Annotated in this window: 22 protein-coding genes; 15 read left to right on the plus strand and 7 right to left on the minus strand. The window is 65.4% G+C overall.

Annotated elements, in window-relative coordinates; all coding sequences use genetic code 11:
- Positions 1-49 precede the first annotated feature (49 nt).
- The 4 genes from AOT87_RS04710 to AOT87_RS04725 all read left to right on the plus strand — a co-directional run bounded on the left by AOT87_RS04710 (position 50) and on the right by AOT87_RS04725 (position 2,718).
- The gene (locus tag AOT87_RS04710; protein ID WP_070940427.1) at positions 50-688 is read left to right on the plus strand and encodes a hypothetical protein; all 639 of its coding nucleotides are present in this window, start codon (positions 50-52) and stop codon (positions 686-688) included.
- Between the two features lie 34 nt (positions 689-722).
- The gene (locus AOT87_RS04715) at positions 723-1,340 is read left to right on the plus strand and encodes a hypothetical protein (RefSeq protein ID WP_125911111.1); all 618 of its coding nucleotides are present in this window, start codon (positions 723-725) and stop codon (positions 1,338-1,340) included.
- Positions 1,341-1,511: 171 nt separating this feature from the next.
- A complete protein-coding gene (locus AOT87_RS04720) occupies positions 1,512-2,105 on the plus strand; it encodes a hypothetical protein (RefSeq protein ID WP_030095134.1) in 594 nt (197 codons plus the stop codon).
- Positions 2,106-2,175: 70 nt separating this feature from the next.
- Complete coding sequence (locus AOT87_RS04725) at positions 2,176-2,718, plus strand: hypothetical protein (protein ID WP_057968527.1); 543 nt, start codon at positions 2,176-2,178, stop codon at positions 2,716-2,718.
- A gap of 1 nt (position 2,719) precedes the next feature.
- Here the strand turns inward: AOT87_RS04725 and AOT87_RS04730 are convergent, their stop codons facing one another.
- Positions 2,720-3,586: a ribokinase gene (locus AOT87_RS04730; RefSeq protein WP_075874199.1), complete on the minus strand. Its 867-nt coding sequence runs from the start codon at positions 3,584-3,586 to the stop codon at positions 2,720-2,722.
- A gap of 56 nt (positions 3,587-3,642) precedes the next feature.
- Between AOT87_RS04730 and AOT87_RS04735 the strand changes: the two genes are divergently transcribed.
- From AOT87_RS04735 to AOT87_RS04780, 10 genes are all read left to right on the plus strand, one after another.
- Positions 3,643-4,947: a glutamate-5-semialdehyde dehydrogenase gene (locus AOT87_RS04735; RefSeq protein WP_057968528.1), complete on the plus strand. Its 1,305-nt coding sequence runs from the start codon at positions 3,643-3,645 to the stop codon at positions 4,945-4,947.
- A gap of 38 nt (positions 4,948-4,985) precedes the next feature.
- Positions 4,986-5,834: a MoxR family ATPase gene (locus AOT87_RS04740; RefSeq protein ID WP_044104601.1), complete on the plus strand. Its 849-nt coding sequence runs from the start codon at positions 4,986-4,988 to the stop codon at positions 5,832-5,834.
- Positions 5,835-5,865: 31 nt separating this feature from the next.
- A complete protein-coding gene (locus AOT87_RS04745; protein WP_057964967.1) occupies positions 5,866-7,278 on the plus strand; it encodes a VWA domain-containing protein in 1,413 nt (470 codons plus the stop codon).
- A 71-nt stretch (positions 7,279-7,349) separates the two neighbouring features.
- Positions 7,350-7,979: a nicotinate-nucleotide adenylyltransferase gene (nadD, locus tag AOT87_RS04750; protein ID WP_256364560.1), complete on the plus strand. Its 630-nt coding sequence runs from the start codon at positions 7,350-7,352 to the stop codon at positions 7,977-7,979.
- Positions 7,976-8,389, plus strand: a complete 414-nt coding sequence (gene rsfS / locus AOT87_RS04755) for a ribosome silencing factor (protein ID WP_030095141.1) — start codon at positions 7,976-7,978, stop codon at positions 8,387-8,389. The genes nadD and rsfS overlap by 4 nt, the downstream gene beginning before the upstream one ends.
- Complete coding sequence (gene gpgP / locus AOT87_RS04760) at positions 8,386-9,051, plus strand: glucosyl-3-phosphoglycerate phosphatase (RefSeq protein WP_057964966.1); 666 nt, start codon at positions 8,386-8,388, stop codon at positions 9,049-9,051. Before rsfS ends, gpgP begins: the two co-directional genes overlap by 4 nt.
- Complete coding sequence (gene octT / locus AOT87_RS04765) at positions 9,038-9,781, plus strand: diglucosylglycerate octanoyltransferase (RefSeq protein ID WP_057968529.1); 744 nt, start codon at positions 9,038-9,040, stop codon at positions 9,779-9,781. The genes gpgP and octT overlap by 14 nt, the downstream gene beginning before the upstream one ends.
- Before the next feature lie 3 nt (positions 9,782-9,784).
- Positions 9,785-10,621, plus strand: coding sequence for a DegV family protein (locus AOT87_RS04770; RefSeq protein WP_030095144.1), 837 nt, complete (start codon positions 9,785-9,787; stop codon positions 10,619-10,621).
- Between the two features lie 87 nt (positions 10,622-10,708).
- Positions 10,709-11,503: a ComEA family DNA-binding protein gene (locus tag AOT87_RS04775; protein ID WP_057968530.1), complete on the plus strand. Its 795-nt coding sequence runs from the start codon at positions 10,709-10,711 to the stop codon at positions 11,501-11,503.
- A 14-nt stretch (positions 11,504-11,517) separates the two neighbouring features.
- Positions 11,518-13,035: a ComEC/Rec2 family competence protein gene (locus tag AOT87_RS04780; protein WP_057968559.1), complete on the plus strand. Its 1,518-nt coding sequence runs from the start codon at positions 11,518-11,520 to the stop codon at positions 13,033-13,035.
- 7 nt (positions 13,036-13,042) lie between these two features.
- Here the strand turns inward: AOT87_RS04780 and AOT87_RS04785 are convergent, their stop codons facing one another.
- From AOT87_RS04785 to AOT87_RS04805, 6 genes are all read right to left on the minus strand, one after another.
- Positions 13,043-13,777: a maleylpyruvate isomerase N-terminal domain-containing protein gene (locus AOT87_RS04785; RefSeq protein ID WP_057968531.1), complete on the minus strand. Its 735-nt coding sequence runs from the start codon at positions 13,775-13,777 to the stop codon at positions 13,043-13,045.
- A gap of 6 nt (positions 13,778-13,783) precedes the next feature.
- The gene (locus AOT87_RS04790) at positions 13,784-15,199 is read right to left on the minus strand and encodes an FAD-dependent monooxygenase (protein WP_057968532.1); all 1,416 of its coding nucleotides are present in this window, start codon (positions 15,197-15,199) and stop codon (positions 13,784-13,786) included.
- 84 nt (positions 15,200-15,283) lie between these two features.
- Positions 15,284-16,609: a hypothetical protein gene (locus AOT87_RS04795; RefSeq protein WP_057968533.1), complete on the minus strand. Its 1,326-nt coding sequence runs from the start codon at positions 16,607-16,609 to the stop codon at positions 15,284-15,286.
- Positions 16,606-16,977, minus strand: a complete 372-nt coding sequence (locus AOT87_RS04800) for a hypothetical protein (protein WP_109398850.1) — start codon at positions 16,975-16,977, stop codon at positions 16,606-16,608. Before AOT87_RS04800 ends, AOT87_RS04795 begins: the two co-directional genes overlap by 4 nt.
- Positions 16,978-16,989: 12 nt before the next feature.
- Positions 16,990-17,148: a hypothetical protein gene (locus AOT87_RS28295; RefSeq protein WP_044104331.1), complete on the minus strand. Its 159-nt coding sequence runs from the start codon at positions 17,146-17,148 to the stop codon at positions 16,990-16,992.
- On the minus strand, positions 17,145-18,998 hold the full coding sequence (locus AOT87_RS04805) for a hypothetical protein (RefSeq protein WP_057968534.1): 1,854 nt from the start codon (positions 18,996-18,998) through the stop codon (positions 17,145-17,147). Before AOT87_RS04805 ends, AOT87_RS28295 begins: the two co-directional genes overlap by 4 nt.
- 131 nt (positions 18,999-19,129) lie before the next feature.
- Between AOT87_RS04805 and holA the strand changes: the two genes are divergently transcribed.
- On the plus strand, positions 19,130-20,080 hold the full coding sequence (holA, locus tag AOT87_RS04810; RefSeq protein ID WP_057968535.1) for a DNA polymerase III subunit delta: 951 nt from the start codon (positions 19,130-19,132) through the stop codon (positions 20,078-20,080).
- The last annotated feature ends 23 nt before the right edge of the window (positions 20,081-20,103 follow it).

Here is a 20,103-nt window from a genome sequence, read left to right on the forward strand (position 1 = left end):
CGCGCCTGATAGAACTTGTCAGCTGGTTCACAGCTTGGGGAGGCTATCGATGGCTAGGCGATTCACCGGATTCGTGAGTGCGGTGGCACTCGTGCTTGGAGTGCTGAGCCCGCCGGCAGTGGCCGCCGCGACATCGACGGACGAAAGCCAGATCCGGCAGGTTGTCGCCGCCGAGCTGACCGCGCTGCGGGCGCTCGATCCTGCCGCCTACGCGGAGAGTTTCTGCGCCGAGCACCGCGACGCATACGAAGCGTGGATGCAACGCAACATCACGCCGCCGCCCTTTGAGGACCTTGAGGGCGCCAACTCGAAGCGTCTGACGTCGGTGCTGCGCAAGAACTTCCCGTCGGTGTCGGATGCCGCGATCAATGCTTTCGTCGACGCCGTCGCAGACGGCGACCGCGACGCGTATCTCCGGACGTGGCTGGGGATTCTTCGGGAAGAGTTCTCCCACTACTCCTATCGGGTGCGACAGGTGGAGATCACCGGCGACCAGGCGGACGTGACGGTTCAAGCCAGATTGGGCAGGGCCTCGGGCACGGTCCAATGGCAGTTCCTTCGCGAGGACGGCGACTGGAAGGACTGCACGGCGCCTCCTGCCGAATCCGACTCGGCGGTGCCGTCATTGAAGGGCGAAGCGCCCCAAGGGCTTCTCGGTGCGATCGACGATGTGCGTGCCGCGGGATAGGGACCAGAAAATTCCAGATCGGAGGACAATGATCGTGTCAAGGAGCGTCTTCACATGGTTGGCCGCGTTTTTCGTAGCCATCGGGCTGGTCGCACAGACCGCGGTCGCAAGTGCCGCGCCGGCCGATGAGACCGAGATCCGGGATGTCACCGCCGGACGGCTTTCGGCATTGCAGGCGGTAGATGCGATCCAGTACGCGTCGTTCTTCTGCGCCGATGTCCGGGACAAGATCGAATCGGATTGGGAGCAGTCCTTCACCCCGCCGGAGGTCGGCCGGTTGGAGGGGGCCAACCTCAAGAAGCTGCGCGCGAAGGTTCACGAGGTGTTCCCGCTCGCCTCGGATACCGCCGTCGAGGACTTTGTGACCGCGGTGGACAACCAGGATCAGCAGGCGTTGTCGGCGGCCTGGCACCGCTTCTGGGTGGAGACTTTCGCGCACCTGACCTTCAAGGTCAGCAAGGTGACGGTGACCGGCGATACCGCCAAGGCGACCATCGCGTTCCGTAACACCGTTGGACGCGGGAACGAGCCGAGAAAGTTCGTGCACGAGGACGGCTTCTGGAAGGACTGCACACCCGAAGCGACGCAGACTGAGACTGCGATCGGTAACGATGAGCCTCTGCTGGAGGCTCTAACCGGCGCCGAGGGCTAAGAAGCTCCCGCTCGGTCGGGGCGTCCATGAGCACGATCCGCGCACCGTATTCACTGGTAAGTTTGCTCGGTGAGGGTGCACGAGCTGATCTGTACTGATAGAAATTAGCTCGGATACGAGTGGGCGATACGAGCGAGGGTTGTCATGGTTTGCCGGAGATGGACCGGAGCGGTGCTGTTGGTGGCACTGTTGTTCGGTGGTGTGGGGTGTACGCAAACGGTGGACGGAGACGGTCAGCCCAACGCTGAGGCGCTCGCGACCGCGCGCGACGAGAATCAGATCAAGGCGCTGATTGCGCAGCAGAACACCTACACCGCCAGCTTTGACTTCGCGAAGCTGGCCGAGACCAAGTGCGCCAAGTATCGGGATGCGACCGCCCAGAGCGGACCGCCCATCCCGCCCATGAGCGAAATCGCACCGCCTGAGATCGCCACGGTGCCCGGTGCGGGGGATGCGTTGCGGGGGTTGCTGGCCCAGAAGTTCCCGACGGTGCCGCAAGATGTCATCAACGCCGTGGTCGACAGCCTCGTCGCCCAGGATGAGCAGGCCTATCAAGCGGCGATGCGCAATCTGCTGAAATCGCTCATCACCGTCAAGGTCACCGATGTCCAGAACATCGAAGTCAAGGGCGACCAGGCCACCGCGGACATCACGATCACCACCACCTCCGGGAACAAGACACCTTCCGAGGAGAAGCAGACCGTCAAGTACGTCAAGGAAGACGGAAAGTGGCTGGACTGCGCGCCGCCGACCGGCGGTGCCTAGCCCACACGTAACGGACCCGGTGTCCTGCGGCGATAACGTCATGAAGTACTGCCAACCAGGGGAGGGAACCGTGAAGCGCACGCTCGTCGTCACCGCAGCGGCTGCCGCACTGGCAACTTTCGTCGTTCCCATTGCCGATGCGGCACCCAACCGCGACGCGGTGACAGAACATGTGCGGGCCTGGGAAAAGGCCTACAACGATGTCGACACCAACAAGATCGGTGACCTGACCTGCGATAAGTATCGCGATCGCGAAATGGCGAACAACGAGTCGCGAATCCCCACCTGGGACGACTTCGTCAAGCCGTCGGACCTGTACGCCAAGTTCCCCAAGCTCTCGCAAGGGACTCTCGACCAATTGCTCGACGCCGCCAAGCGCAAGGACGCCGCCGCCTTCCGGCAGGCGTCGGTGCAGGTAGTGCGCGAGAACGCGCACCTGACAGTCACCAACATCGACAAGATCAACGTCATCGAGGCCAAGAACGCGACGGCGACGGTGACCACGTCGTCGGTGTGGGGCAACGACGCGCCCAAGACCGCCACCTCCGACTGGTACCTGACCTACGAGCGTGACGCCTGGCGCTACTGCAACCCCGTGCTGACGGTCCGCTGACTCAGGCTCCTTTGAGCGACAGCTCGATCCTGGCGGCCGACGGCGCGCAGTTCCCGGCGCCCGACCGCAGGGTCGCAAGTGCACCGGCGACATTGGCCCGGCGCAGTGCCGTCTCGGCTCCGTGCGGCCACCAGGCCGCCAGCACACCGGCGAACACATCGCCGGCGCCGGTGGTGTCCAGGGGGCGCACCGGATACGACGGAACCGTGATCTCACCCTGAGGGCTGCGGTAGCGCGATCCCTCGTCGCCCAGCGTGGTCACCAGGTGCCGCGACGGGTACAGCCAGGATTTGGCCTCGGTCTCGTTGACGACGACCACGCTCGCGCGAAAGGCCAGCTCGGCCAGGTCCGGTGAGCGCACGGGGGCTGGCGAGGCGTTGAGTACGAATTGCTTTCCGGCCTCGGCGGCCCACCGCGCCGCGGTCAGCGCGACCTGCACCGGGATCTCCAGCTGGCACAGCAACACATCGTGCGAACAGATGATGTCCTTGTGCAGCTTCTCGTCCAAGGTGAACGCGCTGTTGGCGCCGGGGGCCACCACGATGCTGTTCTCGCCGGAGTCCTCCACGGTGATGGCGGCCATTCCGCTGGGCCCGTCGACTTCGACGAGCCCGTCGAGGCCAATGTTGTTGTCTGCCAGGTGAGATCGCAGCATCGGTGCGGCACCGTCAGAGCCCACGGCGCCGATGAACTGCACCGAGGCGCCCGCGCGCGCCGCGGCAACGGCTTGATTGGCGCCCTTACCGCCCGGAGCGGGCAAGGCCGACGTCGCCAGCACCGTCGCGCCCGGGGCGGGCAGCTCCTCCACCCGCAACGTCAAATCCATGTTGACGCTGCCGAGGACACATACCGTGGCTAACTCAGTCACCCGACTAGGCTAGTCCTGGCGCAGCTACATTTCGGGCACCCGGATACCCTGACACGATGAGCGTTTCAACCAACGAGTTGGCCGCACCCACGGCGGACGTCTCCGGCGTCGCCACGGATCTGCGCGCGGACGTTCATGATGCCGCCCGGCGGGCACGGGTCGCGGCCCGCGACCTGGCCAGGCTGACCGCCGATACGAAGAATTCCGCACTGCTGGCGGCGGCCGACGCGATCGTGGGCGCCACCGCCTCGATCATCGCGGCCAATGCCGATGACCTGCGGCGCGCACGCGATGCCGGTATCGGTGAGGCCATGCTTGATCGGCTCGCGCTGGACGATCACCGGATCGTCGGTATTGCCGAGGGACTGCGTCAGGTCGCGGGCCTGCCGGACCCCGTCGGCGAGGTGCTGCGGGGCTCCACCCGGCCCAATGGATTGCGGCTGCGTCAGGTCAGAGTGCCGCTCGGGGTGGTCGGCATGGTCTACGAAGGGCGCCCGAACGTCACGGTCGACGCATTCGGCTTGACGCTCAAGTCGGGCAACGCGGTGCTGCTGCGTGGCAGCTCCTCGGCCGCAACCTCCAATACCGAACTCGTGCGGGTGCTGCGTGAATCGCTGATCGCCAGTGGGCTGCCCGCCGATACCGTGCAGCTGCTCGACAGCCGGGACCGGGCGACGGTGACCCACCTCATCCAGGCCCGCGGCCTTGTCGACGTGGTGATTCCGCGCGGCGGAGCGGGTCTCATCGATGCCGTGGTCCGTGACGCGCAGGTGCCCACCATCGAAACCGGGGTCGGCAACTGCCACGTGTACGTGCATGCCGATGCCGATCTCGACCTGGCCGAGCGCATCCTGTTGAACTCCAAGACCCGTCGGCCCAGCGTGTGCAACGCCGCGGAGACGCTTCTGATCGACCGGACCATCGCCGAGGTCGCGGTGCCGCGACTGGTCGGCGCACTGCAGGCCGCCGGGGTCACGGTTCACGCCGATCTCGCGGTACCGGGTGTCGTTCCGGTGACGGCGGAGGACTTCGACACCGAATACCTGTCCCTGGATATCGCGGCCGCCGTCGTCGATGACCTTGACGCTGCGATCCGTCACATCGAGCGGCATTCCAGCGGCCACACAGATGCCATCGTCACCGCGAATCTTGGTGCGGCCCAGGAGTTCACCGACCGTGTCGATAGCGCGGCCGTGATGGTCAACGCCTCCACCGCGTTCACCGATGGCGAGCAGTTCGGGTTCGGTGCCGAGATCGGCATCTCCACCCAGAAGTTGCATGCCCGTGGCCCCATGGGGCTGCCCGAACTGACCACCACCAAGTGGATCGTCCTCGGAGACGGTCAGATCCGCCCCGCCTAACACCTGGAGTACGAGTGGACCGAACGCAGACCGCGCCGATGTTCAGCAGCATCGACGACGTGACCGCCCGGCTGGCCGAGACCGGATACCTTGCCGACACTGCCACGGCGACAGCGGTATTCCTTGCCGACCGGCTCGGCAAGCCCCTCCTGGTGGAGGGCCCCGCGGGTGTCGGCAAGACCGAATTGGCCAGGGCGGTGGCACAAACCACCGGCTCGGGTCTGGTACGTCTGCAGTGCTACGAGGGTGTCGACGAGGCACGTGCCCTGTACGAGTGGAACCACGCCAAGCAGATTCTGCGTATCCAGGCCGGATCCGGTGACTGGGATGAGACCAAGACCGATGTCTTCGCCGAGGAGTTCCTGCTTTCACGGCCGCTGTTGACGGCGATCCGCCGCGAGGATCCGACGGTTCTGCTCATCGACGAGACCGACAAGGCCGATATCGAAATCGAGGGCCTGCTCTTGGAGGTGCTCAGCGACTTCGCCGTCACGGTTCCCGAACTGGGCACCATCAAGGCCAGCAGGCAGCCCTTCGTGCTGCTGACCTCCAACGCCACCCGCGAGCTTTCCGAGGCCCTCAAGCGGCGCTGCTTGTTCCTGCATATCGACTTTCCCGATGCCGAACTGGAGCGGCGCATCCTGCTCAAGAGGGTGCCCGAGCTGCCGGCCGCGCTGGCCGAGGAGCTGGTGCGCATCATCGGTGTGCTGCGCAACATGCAGCTCAAGAAGGTCCCCTCGGTGGCCGAGACCATCGACTGGGGGCGCACCATCTTGGCGCTCGGCCTGGACACCCTCGACGACGCCGTCATCGCGTCGACGCTCGGCGTGATTCTCAAACATCACTCCGACCAGCAGCGGGCCGCGGGAGAGCTGAGGCTGAACTGATGAGCGCTCGAGCGAAGAAGAGACGGCACTAATGCCCGCGCGTAAGCCCGCGAAGGTGGTGCTGCCCCTGGCGCCGCACGGTCTGCCGGGTCATCTGGTGGGTTTCGTGGAAGCGTTACGCGAACAAGGCATCTCGGTGGGTCCGTCGGAGACGGTGGACGCGGGCCGAGTCATGACGGTGCTGGGGCTGCAGAGCCGCACGGAACTGCGCGAAGGGCTGGCATGTGCGGTGCTGCGCCGCGCCGATCACCGGCCCACATTCGATGTGTTGTTCGACCTGTGGTTCCCGCCCGCGCTCGGTGCCCGTTTCGTCGAGGTCGACGACGACAGCGTTGATATTCAGGACATCGATCAGGTGCGTGATCAGCTCGTGGACCTGTTGGCCTCCGATGCCGGCGACCTGCCACTGAATTCGTTGATCGCGCAGATCGTGGAGGCCTACGGCAAGTACAACTCCACCCGGGGAACGTCGTACTCGGCGTACCAGGCCATGAAGTCGCTGTCCCTGGACCAGATCGAGGCCAAGCTGCTGCTGGGCCTGCTCGGCAGTGGCGACGATGCATCACCCTCGGATGAAGCCGTCGCGAAAGCGATTGCCAAACAACGTATCTCGAAGGTGCGTCAGCTCGTCGAGGCGGAGACCAAGCGTCGCACCGCCGAACAGCTGGGGCGCGAGCGCGTGACCGCATACGGGGTGCCGCAACTGGCCGAGAACGTGGAGTTCCTGCGTGCTTCGGGGGAGCAGCTGCGCAACATGCGCCGAGTGGTGCACCCGTTGGCACGGATGCTGGCCAGCCGGTTGGCGGCACGGCGCCGGCGTGCGCACACCGGTCAGATCGATCTGCGTCGCACGCTGCGTAAGTCCATGTCCACCGGCGGTGTGCCCATCGATGTCGTGCAGAAGAAGCCACGCCCGGCGCGGCCCGAGCTGGTAGTGCTGTGCGATGTGTCCGGGTCGGTGGCAGGGTTTTCGCATTTCACGCTGCTTCTTGTGCACGCATTGCGTCAGCAGTTCTCGCGGGTGCGCGTCTTCGCGTTCATCGACACCACCGACGAGGTGACCCACCTGTTCACGCCCGATACCGACCTGGCCGAGGCCATTGTGCGGATCACCCGGGAGGCCCAGGTGTTCACCGGCGACGGGCATAGCGACTATGGGCACGCGTTCAAGACGTTTGTCGAGAAGTTCCCGACGGTCCTTTCCCCGCGCAGTGCGTTGCTCATCCTGGGGGACGCACGCACCAACTACCGCAATCCGGCCGTCGAGGTGCTCTCGACGATGGTTTCTTCCAGCCGGCACGCCCATTGGCTCAACCCCGAGCCCAAGAACCACTGGGGAACCGGTGATTCGGCCGCCACGCGGTACCAGGACGCCATCGCCATGCACGAATGCCGATCGGCCAAGCAGCTGGCCACGGTGATCGACAACCTGCTGCCGGTCTAGCTCCGGTCGTTGGTCCAGTAAGCTGGCAATTCGTGCAATCTGACCCCGACGTTCCTGGCGCAAGCGGCTCAGTGCAGCGGCGCCGACTCGGGGTGATGGGCGGGACATTCGATCCCATCCACAATGGCCACTTGGTTGCCGCCAGCGAGGTCGCCGACCGATTCGAGCTCGACGAGGTCATCTTCGTGCCGACGGGTCAGCCGTGGCAGAAGCAGGGGCGCAAGGTCAGCGCCGCCGAGCACCGGTATCTGATGACCGTCATCGCCACGGCGTCGAATCCGCGGTTCACCGTCAGCCGGGCCGATATCGACCGGGGCGGCGCGACCTACACCGTCGATACGCTCATCGATCTGCGTGACGCGCATCCCGATGCGGACCTGTACTTCATCACCGGTGCGGATGCGTTGGCATCGATCCTGTCGTGGGAGAACTGGGAGCAGCTGTTCACCTTGGCCAAGTTCATCGGGGTCAGTCGGCCAGGGTACGAACTGAGCTCCGATCACATCGCCCATGCCGAGCTGCCGCCCGACGGGCTCTCGCTCGTCGAGGTGCCCGCGCTCGCCATTTCGTCGACCGACTGCAGAATCCGGGCTGGGCAGGCTCGCCCGATCTGGTACCTGGTGCCCGACGGCGTGGTGCAGTACGTCGCCAAACATCGCCTTTACGGCGGAAACAAGGAAGATCGAGGAGTCCACGCATGACCGCCGCAACAGACGCCGTTGAGCTGGCGACGCTGGCCGCACAGGCCGCCGCCTCCAAGCTCGCCACCGACGTCGTCGTCATAGACGTCTCCGAACAGTTGGTCATCACCGACTGTTTCGTCATCGCATCCGCCTCCAACGAGCGTCAGGTGAACGCGATCGTCGACCAGGTCGAGGAGGTGCTGCGTCGGGCCGGACAGAAGCCGGTGCGCCGCGAAGGTGGCCGCGAGGGGCGCTGGACACTTCTGGACTATGTGGACGTGGTGGTGCATGTCCAGCATGAAGACGAACGTAATTACTATGCACTGGAACGGCTTTGGCGTGACTGCCCGACCATTGCGGTGGACCTGGACGCGTTGCCGGCGGATCTTTCCGTCGATGGCGACGCCGATGCGGAGGACGGCGCATGATCCGCCGGTTGGTGTTACTGCGGCACGGGCAAACGACCTTCAACGCCGATAGCCGAATGCAGGGGCAGCTGGATACCGGGCTGTCGGATCTGGGCCGGGCGCAGGCAGTGGCTGCGGCCGAGGTGCTGGCCAAGAGGCTCCCGCTGGTGATTGTGTCCTCGGATCTGCAGCGGGCGTACGACACCGCGACGGCCCTCGCGGACCGCTGCCATGTGGGGGTATCCGTCGATGAGCGGCTGCGCGAAACACATCTCGGCGATTGGCAGGGCCTGACCCATCACGAGGTCGACGCCATTGCCCCCGGTGCCCGGGCCGAGTGGCGCGATGACGCGACGCTGGCTCCGCACGGCGGCGAGAGCCGCATCGATGTGGCCAATCGCAGCGTGCCCCTGGTCGCCGAACTTGTTGAGTCGGTGACGGAATGGGGAACAGACGAGCGCGATCACCCGGTGGTTCTTGTCGCTCACGGTGGTCTGATCGCTGCGCTGACCGCCGCACTGCTGCGGCTGGACGTCAGCAATTGGCCGGTGCTCGGCGGGATGGGCAATGCGAGCTGGGTTCAGCTGGGCGGACATTCGGCCGACGGCGCCGGATTCGAGGACATCCGGTGGCGCCTGGATGTGTGGAACGCCTCGGCGCAGGTGACCAATGACGTCCTCTGACGAAGGTGCAGGGCGTAAGAAGCTACTGATCTTCGCGGACTCGTTGTCCTATTACGGGCCCACCGGGGGCCTACCCGCGGATGACCCCAGAATTTGGCCCAATATCGTTGGGCGGTATCTCGATTGGGATGTCGAACTGATCGCGCGTATCGGCTGGACCTGCCGGGATGTGTGGTGGGCGGCCATCCAGGACCCACGCGCGTGGGCGGCGGTCCCGCATGCCGGGGCCGTCATCTTTGCAACCAGCGGCATGGATTCGCTGCCGTCCCCGCTCCCGACGGCGCTGCGCGAGTCGATCAGACTGATCCGTCCACCGCGGCTGCGGAGCTGGGTCCGTGACGGTTATGGCTGGTTGCAGCCTCGGCTTTCGCCGATCGCGCGGGTGGCGCTGCCACCCAAGCTCACCGTGGAGTATCTCGAAAAGACCCGTGGTGCACTCGATTTCAATCGCCCCGGGCTGCCCATGATCGCCTCGCTGCCATCGGTGCACATCGCCGAGTCGTACGGTCGTGTGCACTCCGGCAGGGAAGCCACCGCGACCGCGATCCAGACCTGGGCGGCCGAACACGAGCTGCCCGTGGTGGACCTCAAGGAGGCCGTCGGCGAGGAGATCTTCTCAGGCCGGGGAAACCCGGACGGGATCCACTGGAACTTTGTCGCACATGAGCGCGTTGCCGAATTGATGATCAACGCATTGCGGAGTGTGCTGCCCGAGCGTGGGGTTCGGTGACCCATGCCGGTCGTGGTGGTGACGGATTCAGGGGCGCGACTGCAGCCGCAAGATGCCGGCATGCTGGGTATTCGGCTAGTGCCGTTGCACGTGTTGACCGGTGAGCAGGATCTGCGCGACGGTGTGGATCCCATCCCCGCCTCGGTGTACGAGAAGGGACGTGCCACCACCGCTGGCGCCTCGCCCGCCGAGCTCAGCGAGGTGTATCGGCAGGCCTTGATCGACAGCGGCGGTGACGGCGTCGTCGCGGTCCATCTGTCCGGCAGACTGTCCAGCACATTCGAGGCTGCCGAACAGGCCGCCCGTGAGTACGGCGATCGCGTGCATGTCGTTGATTCGCGGTCGGCCGCGATGGGCAGTGGTTTCGTCGCGCTGGCCGCGGCGCGGGCCGCGGCGGCCGGTGCCGATCTGAGTGCGGCATACCAGGCGGCACGGGATGCGGTCGGGCGCAGTCGATGCGTCATGGTGGTGCACAAGCTGGATCATCTGCGGCGTAGCGGGCGTATCAGCGCCACCTCGTCGTGGTTGGGCACCGCGCTGGCGCTCAAGCCGGTGCTGCAGATCGACGATGACGGCAAGCTGGTGCTGGCGCAGCGTGTTCGCACCGCCACCAAGGCGATCGGGGCGATGGTCGACAACATCGTCGAGTTCGTGGGGGAGCGCCGTGTCTCGGTGACGATCCACCATGTCGACAACACCGAAACCGCGGAGAAGGTCAACGAGCTGGTGTGCTCGCGATTGCTCACCGCTCATGATCCGGTGATCTCGGAGATGGGGCCGGTGCTGGCGGTGCATGTGGGCCCTGGTGCCGTCGGGGTGTGCGCCGAACCTGTGGATTGACGCTGTCCGGTTTCCACAGTTCCGTATTCATCCACAGATCGCGCGTCATCCCTGGCCGGATGCATGGGCGCTTTCTAGCGTCGAGATATGGATTCCGAGCTGCTGCACCGACGCCTCGCACCGCCCGGGCGCGAGCCCGATGAGGATGACGACGACGTGGGGGCGGCGACAGGTGCGGAACCGGATTCCGCGTTGCGTTGGCTTCCGGATTCACTGACGACAGACGGTGCGCGGAGTTGGCTGGAGTCCGTCCGTACCGACCCTGGTCGTGCCGGGGTCGTCGCCCTGGGCGCGATCGGCGTGCTGGCAGTGCTGGTCACCGTCTTCACCGTGATGCGTCAGCCGCCGCCTCCGGTGAGCGCACATCTGCCTCCGGTGCAACCGGTTTCATCGAGTTCTGTGTCGGCACCTAGTTCGTTGGTCATCAGTGTGGCCGGTTTGGTGACAAGACCGGGCCTGGTCACGTTGACCAGCGGCGCACGGGTCGCCGACGCGGTGACGGCGGCCGGCGGGGCGGCCAACGGCGCCGATATCGTGACGCTGAACATGGCTCGGCCGGTTGCCGATGGCGACCAGATAGTGGTCGGCCTGGCCCCGGCAGCCGGTCAGCCCGCGGGGATGGCGAGTTCCATCATCGCCGCCGGGCAATCGCCATCTGCCGGTAGCGCAGCCGGCGGGGCGGCACCGCCGGGGCGGGTAAACCTCAACACGGCAACGGAATCCGAGCTGGATGAGTTGCCCGGCGTGGGGCCGGTCATGGCGGCGTCGATTGTGCGGTGGCGATCCGAGCATGGCAAGTTCACCAGCATCGACCAGCTCTCGGAAGTAGACGGGATAGGCCCCTCGCGTCTGGACAAGCTGCGCGCCCTCGTCGTGCTGTGACTCAAACCAATCCGGTGAACGAGGTTCACCCCGAAGACACTGTCCTGGATCTGCGGCTGGTACCTCCCGCGCTCGCCGCTTGGGCGGCGACCGCCGCGGGAATCATGTGGCCAATAGGGTATTTCAGTGCTGCCGTACTGGGAGTCGGGGCACTCGCGGTGTACGTGTCCCGCCACCGCCTGAACAAGGCCTTCGCCGGTGCGGCGCTCGTTGTCCTGATTGCCGGTGTTGGATTCTCGGTGGCCGCGGCCATACGGCGCGACGGAGTGCAGAGCCATCCTTTGCGCTCGCGCGTGGGAGATGTTGTGGCGGTGCAGTTGCGGGTCTCCGATGACCCGAGGTCGATCGCCGGGGGCCGGGCGATGCTGCGCGCCGACCTTGTCGCACTGGGGGATCCCGCACTGCCGAGCGCCGGGCCCGTGATCGTCTTCGGGTCGGTGTCGCTACTGGGTGCGATGGCCGTCGGTGACACCGTACAGCTGCGTGCGGTGGTCACGCGCCCCACCCGCCGTGACCTGACTGTCGCGATGCTCAACGCCACTGGAGAGCCCAGGGTTATCGATCGCTCACCAATTCATGGGGCGGCCAATGATGTTCGCGATCGATTTGTCGAGGTGGCGCGAACTGTACTGCCCGCCGACCAAGCCGCATTGCTGCCGGCTCTCGTGCTCGGGGACACCGGTGCGCTCGACGCGGGCACCGTGGCGATGTTCCGGACATCGGGACTCACCCATCTGATGGCGGTATCCGGGGCCAACGTGTCAATCGTGTGCGGGGCCATGTTGCTGCTGGGACGGCTGATCGGGCTGCGTGCCTCGGTGGTGTTGGCGGGGCTCGTCCTGGTTGGCTTCGTCATCCTCGTCAGGCCCTCACCGAGTGTGTTGCGTGCCGCGGTAATGGGCGCCATCGGGCTGCTCGGCGTGTTGACCGCGCGGCGCCGACAAGCGATACCCGCCTTGGCGGCAACGACTTTGATTCTGCTGACCATGTCACCCGGTCTTGCCGTCGATATCGGTTTTGCCCTGTCGGTGGTCGCCACGGCCGCATTGGTGGTGTTGGCGCCGCGCTGGTCGCTACGTCTGACCGCGCGGGGCTGGCCCAAGCCCTTGGCCGACGCGTTGTGCATCGCGGTGGCCGCACAGGTGGTTACCGCACCGCTGATCGCCGCGATATCGGGAAGTGTCAGCGTGGCGTCCATCGCGGCGAATCTGGTCGCCGGGTGCGTGATCGCGCCCATCACCATCCTCGGCACCGCAGCTGCGGGGCTTGCCGTCATCTCACCGCCGACCGCAGGTGTGCTGCTGCGGTTTTGTGGCCCGGAACTATGGTGGCTGCTGCGCGTCGCCGATTACGCGGCCGCGGGTGGATCGACGGCGATTCCGGTGCCCTCGGGAGCGGTTGGCTTCATTATGATTGCTGTGCTGCTTGGTATTTCGGTATGGCTGTGGCGCCGAAGGTGGTTTCGAGCGTTGGCCTGGTCCGCAGCGCTGTGCGTATTCGCGTTGGTTATCTCGGCAAGATTGTCGGGTTGAGTAGTCGTCATTCGATCAGATCGTTGCGCGGCGGCCGGATGGACTCGTTACCGAGGGTGGCCAGAAGATCCCCCGGATCTCCATGCCAGGGGAGGGCCGACAGTTGTCGCACGCTACGTCGCCCGCCAAAGGCGCGGAGCGCCTCGAAGTCCGGAATCGAGAGGGTGAGTCTATCTGTGGCCGTGGCGGGTTCGCCGAGTTGTACGGAACCGGTCGTCGGGGTGTTCAGCATGAGAGTCAGTCCCCCGTTCTGTCGAGCCATTCCGTCGAATCTCATCATCAGGAATTCCAGGGTGACGGCGAAGACCGGATCCTCGGTGCGGTTGCCAGGTTGACCGAGTGCGCCGCGGATGTCGTGCTCATGGGTGAGGGAATCGAAGACGAGTTGGGCGGCTGGCGCTTCGAGTCCATCCTGGCCCACCCGCTCGATCACCGTGTCGATCGCCTCGCTCCAGAGATCGAGCAACTCATCGATAGTCTTACCTGCCAGGCGATCAACCTGCGCGCGGGTCCACGCCTCGGTACCTATACCTTCCAGATTGAACGACACGATGTCTTGCGCGAGTCCAGCGAGGTGAGCGAGCGTCTGGCGCACGGTCCAGGCCGGGCATGCGGGCACAGGCAGTTCGGCGATCTGGGCGCGCTCTCGAAGAAGTGCGTCAATACGTTGGTAGACAAGGCGGTACGCGGCGACCGCCTCACCACCCGGCCGTAGTGCCGGCGGCCGCTCGTCGGTGGGCACCGCGGGCTACGTCCCGGCAAGGACGAGTTGACGCTCGGGTGCCGTCGTTACGTGTGTGTCCTGACGACGCCAGCAGTGACGCAGTACCCGTACTAGGAACGCGGGCCGCCGCATCAACAACGGTGAATCGTGCATGTTGTTGACACGCAGAATCGTTTCGGTGATCTGAATGTCGTTGCGCGCTGCGATCATGACCCTGTCCGACCACCACGCCGTCAGCTTCCACAGCACGCGCTGGGTGAGGGGGATGTCGGCAGGCATCGCGGTGAACAGCGGTGCCGATAGCTTGTTGTGCTGCCACACCGTGTTGATGTGCCGACCGACGGTGCGGAAGTACCGGCGGGCCAGCTGGGCGTCGCCCTCGAAGAGGCAGTCCCGAAGCGCGACCGCTTCCAGCAGCGCCATGGTCATGCCCTGGCCCTTGATGGGGTCCAGACTGCAAATCGCGTCACCTATCACCAGCAGGCCCTCGGGGAACTGCTCCATCTGGTCGTAGCGTCGCCAGAGCGCCTCGCGGTACCTAAAGACGTGCACATCACCTATCGGTACCGCCGAGCGGATGGTGTCCAGGAGTCTTTCTGGCACGAATTGTGCTGCAAAAGAGATCATTTCATCGAAAGTGCTGGGCGGTTCGTCCAGATTGAACTTGCCCAGGGTCAGCATCACGGTGCCGTTCTCGCAGCGCGCAATGGCTCCGCCGTACGGGCGTCCGGGCGCCGGGTTGAAGAAGGTGAGCTTGTCCATGTCGGTGTCGTCGGAGACATGCAGCAGTTGGCTCGCGTACGTCACCGGTGATTCCACGCGGACCGTGGCCGGCCGGGGGTAGCCGAGCCGATCGAGGAAGGTTTGGGTCCGCGGCGTGCGCCCGGTGGCATCGATTACCAGGTCCGAGATCAACGTCGTCACCAGGCCGGTGGATCGCCGCGCCACCCGAACGCCGGTCACACGATGCCCCTCGGTCATCGGCTCGATGACGTCGTGGCCGTCCAGGAATTTCACGTTGTCCAGGCGTTGAACACGTTGCCGTACATGCATTTCCAGAAACGGTCGGGTCGCGAGGTAGAGCCGCAGTGTTTCTGGGTCGCGGAACTTCCCTGATCGAGGGAAGATCTCGCGAGATCCGATCAGCATCGTGATGCGTGACAGGTCACCCTCGTCGCACACCGTGGCGCCGTTGGTCTGGAGCTCGTCGCGGATTCCGGGAAACAACCGCTCCAGTCCTTGCGTGCCGGAGCTCATGAACATGTGAATGTGCCGCCCCTGGGGCACCCCGCTGCGTGCGGCGGCGGTCTTAAGGTCGTCGCGCTCGACCACGGTGACCATTTCGTACGACTCCGACAGCACCCTGGCTGCCAGTAGTCCGGCCATCCCGGCCCCGAGGACTACCGCGTGATCTCTGTGTTCCCGCTTGTCAGGTGTCATCGCCGATCCTTTCGTCCCGATGCACCCTACTCTTACTAACCTCTTAATTTCTTAGAAAAGCCTTAGATTTGCATGAGCCGGCCGTTAGCCACCGAACAGCAGGTACAGCCCGGTGAAGGTGTAGCCCACCATCACCAGCATCATCGCGAGCTGGCCCGTTACCTGATGTTTCTTGGGCAGGACACGCAGCGCCCGGTCATGGGCGGCGACCACACCCGCGATGTGCCCGGCCAGTACGAATCCCACCTTGAGAGTGGAAAGCACCGCGGGGTGCATCGACAAGACGTAGGAGACGTCGACATCGGAGAGCCATCTGCGCCCGAGAGGGTCGGCGAGCCGCAGCAGCGTCTGCTGACCCCGCTCCACGAGATAAGTCAGATAGTGAGCGAACACGTATCCGATGACGATCGGGATCAATGAATGTGCCAGCAGGCCCGGCAGAGCGCGGCGAGTGGACGCATCGACGCCGCCGGTCGCGCGCGCGGCGAGCCAGAAGGTGGTGGCAACGATGGCCACGAAGACGGCCAGCCCGACGGTTCGGATCGTCACGGCTGCAACTGTCGAGTCACCGGCGAGTTCGTCGACAAACGCGCGCCAGCCGGGCATGGCGGAGAAACTGTCGAACGCGGTCGAACCCAGCAGCACCGCGAGCACCGCCACGATGCCCGGCCGAATCGGCAGTGACGGCAGATGATCGAACGGATTGCCGACAGCGATGCGGCCATCGGCGTTGCGCCGCAACGGTGACAACCGCGAGGCCACCATGCTGTAGACCTCGAACGGATCGGCCCGCGCACACCAGCGGGTACCGCAGGCCAGCGCGCCGGCGAGGGTTATCGCCACGTACACCAGGAGCCAGATCTTCACCGCACCAAGCGATCCGGGGTCGGTACTGGCCAGCTCGAGCCAGACAAACATGTACAGACCCGCAGCCGCGGGCCAATATCCCCATCGCTGTGGGTAATCGGCGGGTGGCGGCCGGCGCGAGAACGGTAGTACTCGGTACACGGCGCGCGCCGGTGACAGCACCCGCCAGGCGGGCCCGCACAGCAGCGACAGCGCGACCACGCCGACCCACAGCAGAACGTAGAAGACGCCGGGCAGCGGATTCGTGGCGTCCTGTGGGCCGAGTGTCGCGGCCACGCCGATCCACGCGGTTGCCAGGAGCACCAGCGCGGTGCCGGCCCGGCGGGTGACCGGGCTATCGGCGGCGGCGGTGACCCAGTCGGGCAGCGGTCGCCCGGGCCGACTCGCGTCGAACCGGGGCTTTTTCCAGGCCAGTGCGACCACGGCGAAGGTGAACGTCAACGCCCACGCCGCGCCAATCAGTGCGTAGGAGTAGGGGATCGGAAGATCGGACGAACCGCCCAGTCCGTGGGCGAGTACCGCCGTCGACCGATCGGCCGTCACGGCTGGACGGAGATCGTCGCGATCGTCTTCTTGAGTTTGTGAAGTTCGACATCGACCTTTCCGGGCACACTGACGCTGAACTGGAACGTCTGGCCGCTCTTCGGCTCGATCTCGAAGCTGTGGTCGGGAGTCGAGTGAACGTGCAACTCGTCGGCGGTATCGCTGTCTACGCGGATCACGATGGGTTCGGCGACGCGCGTCTGCAGCGTGGCATTGGTTGGCGTGACGACTCCGTCCTTGATGGTGACGCTGACGGTCAGCGGTGCGGGCGGCGCACTGGAGTCGGTGGCCGGAGCCTTCGTCGAAGTGGTGCACCCGGCACACGCCAGCACTGCGATGGTGATCGTGGTCAGGGCTCTCATCGTCATCCTTGATTCCTCCTAATCGGGGTGTTCTTCCTCGCCGAGCGGATCGTCCTCGTCGGCCTGGCGCCGGTCTCGCATCGCCACCCAGATGACGACACCCGCCACCACAACCGCGGGTGCGAACGCGGGCAACGCCAACAGCAGTGAGTGGTCGGCCAGGTATTCGACGGTCATGGGCCGTGAGACACCGGCTCCTTGGGATCCGGAGTCGGCAATGCGTCACTGGCGCTGCGAGTTTCGGTGCCATTGATACGCCCGGCGCCCCAGCTCAAGGCGGCGATGAGCACCAGCGTGCAGAACAGCACCACCAGTGATGCCACGTTGAACAGCCACGAGGGATGGTTTTGGTTGCGTTCACGTTGCAGGATCGTCAGCTCCTGGGTGAACGGACGGGTGCTTGACGTCAACGCCGGTGTCTCCGGTGCGCCGATGCCGGGATCGGCGGGAAGGAAGATCGGCACCCCGGTCATGGTGGTGCCGTCCTGCACGCGCAGCAGCGTCTTCCACGACCCATACACCGGAATGGGCTGTGTCGAACGGTAATGGCCCTCACTGATCTTCTGAAGCCTGTCGATGGCCAGACCATGATCATTGGCCAGTCCGCCCTGCCAGGACAGAATGGTCACCCATTCGGGATCGTCACTGATGAGGTCGCGCGGGTTGATCACCACGTCCGCCGACACCATCCGCTTACCGCCGTCGTTGGACAGTTCGTTCAATGTGATTGTCGCGGTGGCATGTTCGGGCACCTCGGTGCGCAGGCCGTTGGCCACCGCGGCACCCAGCACCAGCACCGTCAGGGCGACCGCCGTGATGCTCACCGATCGTTTCGGCAGCTTCTGGCCGGTGAGCACCATGCCCAGCAGCGCGCCGCAGACGCCCATGGCGATGGCGGCAGGCACCGACATCGCCAGCGCTTCCGGCCACATGCTCAGTGGCCACGGGTAACGATAGACAGCCACGATCCAGAGCGATTCCAGCCACAGGCCGGCGGTGCCCACCCCGAGGCCCGCAATGGCGCCGAACAGGATGGGGCGCTTGATGAGCGGGGTTAGTGCGATGAGTTCGACGACCAGGGCCGGCCCGAGATACAGCGCGAACCAACTCGTCGGTCCGCCGAGGATGGGTCCGGCGAGTAGTGAGACCGCCGCACGCAGGACGATGGCGAGCAGGGCGCCGATGATGGCCGCGCCGCGTCCCATCACGGTCCGCGCGCATACCGCGGCGAAGGCGGCGGCCGCGGCGATCATCATGGGCTGCTGGACCAGCCGGAACTGTTCGACACCGAAGTCGTACTCGATCTGGAACACCGACAGCCCGATGAACAAGCCCCCGAAGGACAAGTAACGCAAGAACTTCACGAAATTGGTGTCGTCATCTGCATTGAAGCCGATGGCACGACGGCCTTCGTATTCCAGGATCAGCACGGAGACCAGCGACAGTCCGGCACCACCGATCAGCATCAGGTGCGTGGGACCCCACAGCGTGACGTCCTGGCCGAAGATGCGGTGCCAGATGTCATCCAGCGGGAACCCGATCAACGCATACAGGCCGCACATCGCCATCAGCAGTCCGCCCACCGGCGCGTACCAGGTGCGGGTGATGCGCACCGCCGCCGAACCGGGCCTGTCATAGGGCAGAACTATCGCCAGCGTGCCCGCGATGAACAGCAGGAACAACCCGAACAGGATGAAGTAATGCGCGGGGTTGGCCAGCGGGCCCGCGTCGCGGCCCTTGCCGATGTGCAGGCTGACGTCCCAGATGAAACCGAACAGCGCGGCGACGATGGTCGAGACGAACAGGCAGATCTGCAGGGCCACCCAGGGTGGTCGATTGAACTTGTTGCCGATCTTGTCTGCCAGGTTCTGGAGCCAGGTGATGCGTCGCTGGCGGTGCAGGTACCCGATCCACAGCAGGCCGCCCGAGACGATCGTGGCGGCCACCGACATGCCGATCACCTGGTCGAGCGCGGCGCCACCGCCTTCGTCGGCAGCAGCGATGATGTGCAGAGACTCCGTTGTCATTGGCCGGCCATCCTGTCCGCTGAGTGGGGGAGCAACAGTGCTACTGGTCGGTAATGTTTCCAGAATTTCTCGGCTCAAACAGGAGTACGTGCTAATCACTCACTGTCCCCGCGGCATGGGACGATCGTCAGGTGACCGATGCGCTGCACCTGATCCTGGGGGACGAAGAACTACTGATCGAGCGTGCGGTGACCTCGGTGCTGCACGCGGTGCGCGGTAAGGCGGGTGCGGACATCCCCGTCAATCGGCTGCGTGCGGGGCAGGTCGACGTGGCGGAGCTGGCCGAGTTGCTGAGCCCCTCGCTGTTCTCCGATGAAAGAGTCATCGTCGTGGAGGCCGCTGCCGAGGCGGGCAAGGACTCCGTCACCCTCATCGAGCAGGCGGCTGCCGATCTTCCACCGGGAACCTTTCTGCTCGTTCAACATTCGGGGGGTGGACGTGCGAAGGCGCTCGCCGCCACGTTGCAGAAGCTCGGTGCCGCGGTTCACGACTGCGCGCGGATCACCAAGGCCGCCGAGCGAGCCGACTTCGTGCACAAGGAATTCCGCCGCCTGGGGCAGAAGGTGGACGCCGATGTGGTCGCGATCGTGATCGATGCCGTCGGCTCCGATATTCGTGAACTAGCCGCCGCGTGCTCTCAGTTGGTATCGGACACCGACGGCAACGTCGATGAGGCCGCGGTGCGCCGCTACCACTCCGGACGTGCGGAGGTCTCCGGATTCGATATCGCCGACAAGGCGGTCGTGGGTGATGTCGCCGGCTCGACGGAGGCGCTGCGCTGGGCGATGCAGCGGGGTGTTCCGCATGTGCTGTTGGCCGATGCGCTCGCCGAGGCGGTGCACACCATCGCCCGGGTGGGGCCGATCAAACAGAACGCCTACGCGGCCGCGTCCGAACTCGGTATGCCGCCCTGGCGTATCGAGAAGGCGCAGAAGCAAGCGCGCCGGTGGTCGCGTGACGCGGTGGCCGAGGCCATCCGGGTGGTGGCCGCGCTCAACGCCGACGTGAAGGGGGTGGCGGCCGATGCCGACTACGCCCTGGAATCGGCGGTGCGCAGGGTGGCCGAGCTGGTGAACACCTGAGCCCGCGGGGCTGCCTCACGACA

The sequence above is a fragment of the Mycobacteroides sp. H003 genome, from assembly GCF_001440135.1.
In the GTDB taxonomy this organism is placed as follows: Bacteria; Actinomycetota; Actinomycetes; order Mycobacteriales; family Mycobacteriaceae; genus Mycobacterium; species Mycobacterium gwanakae.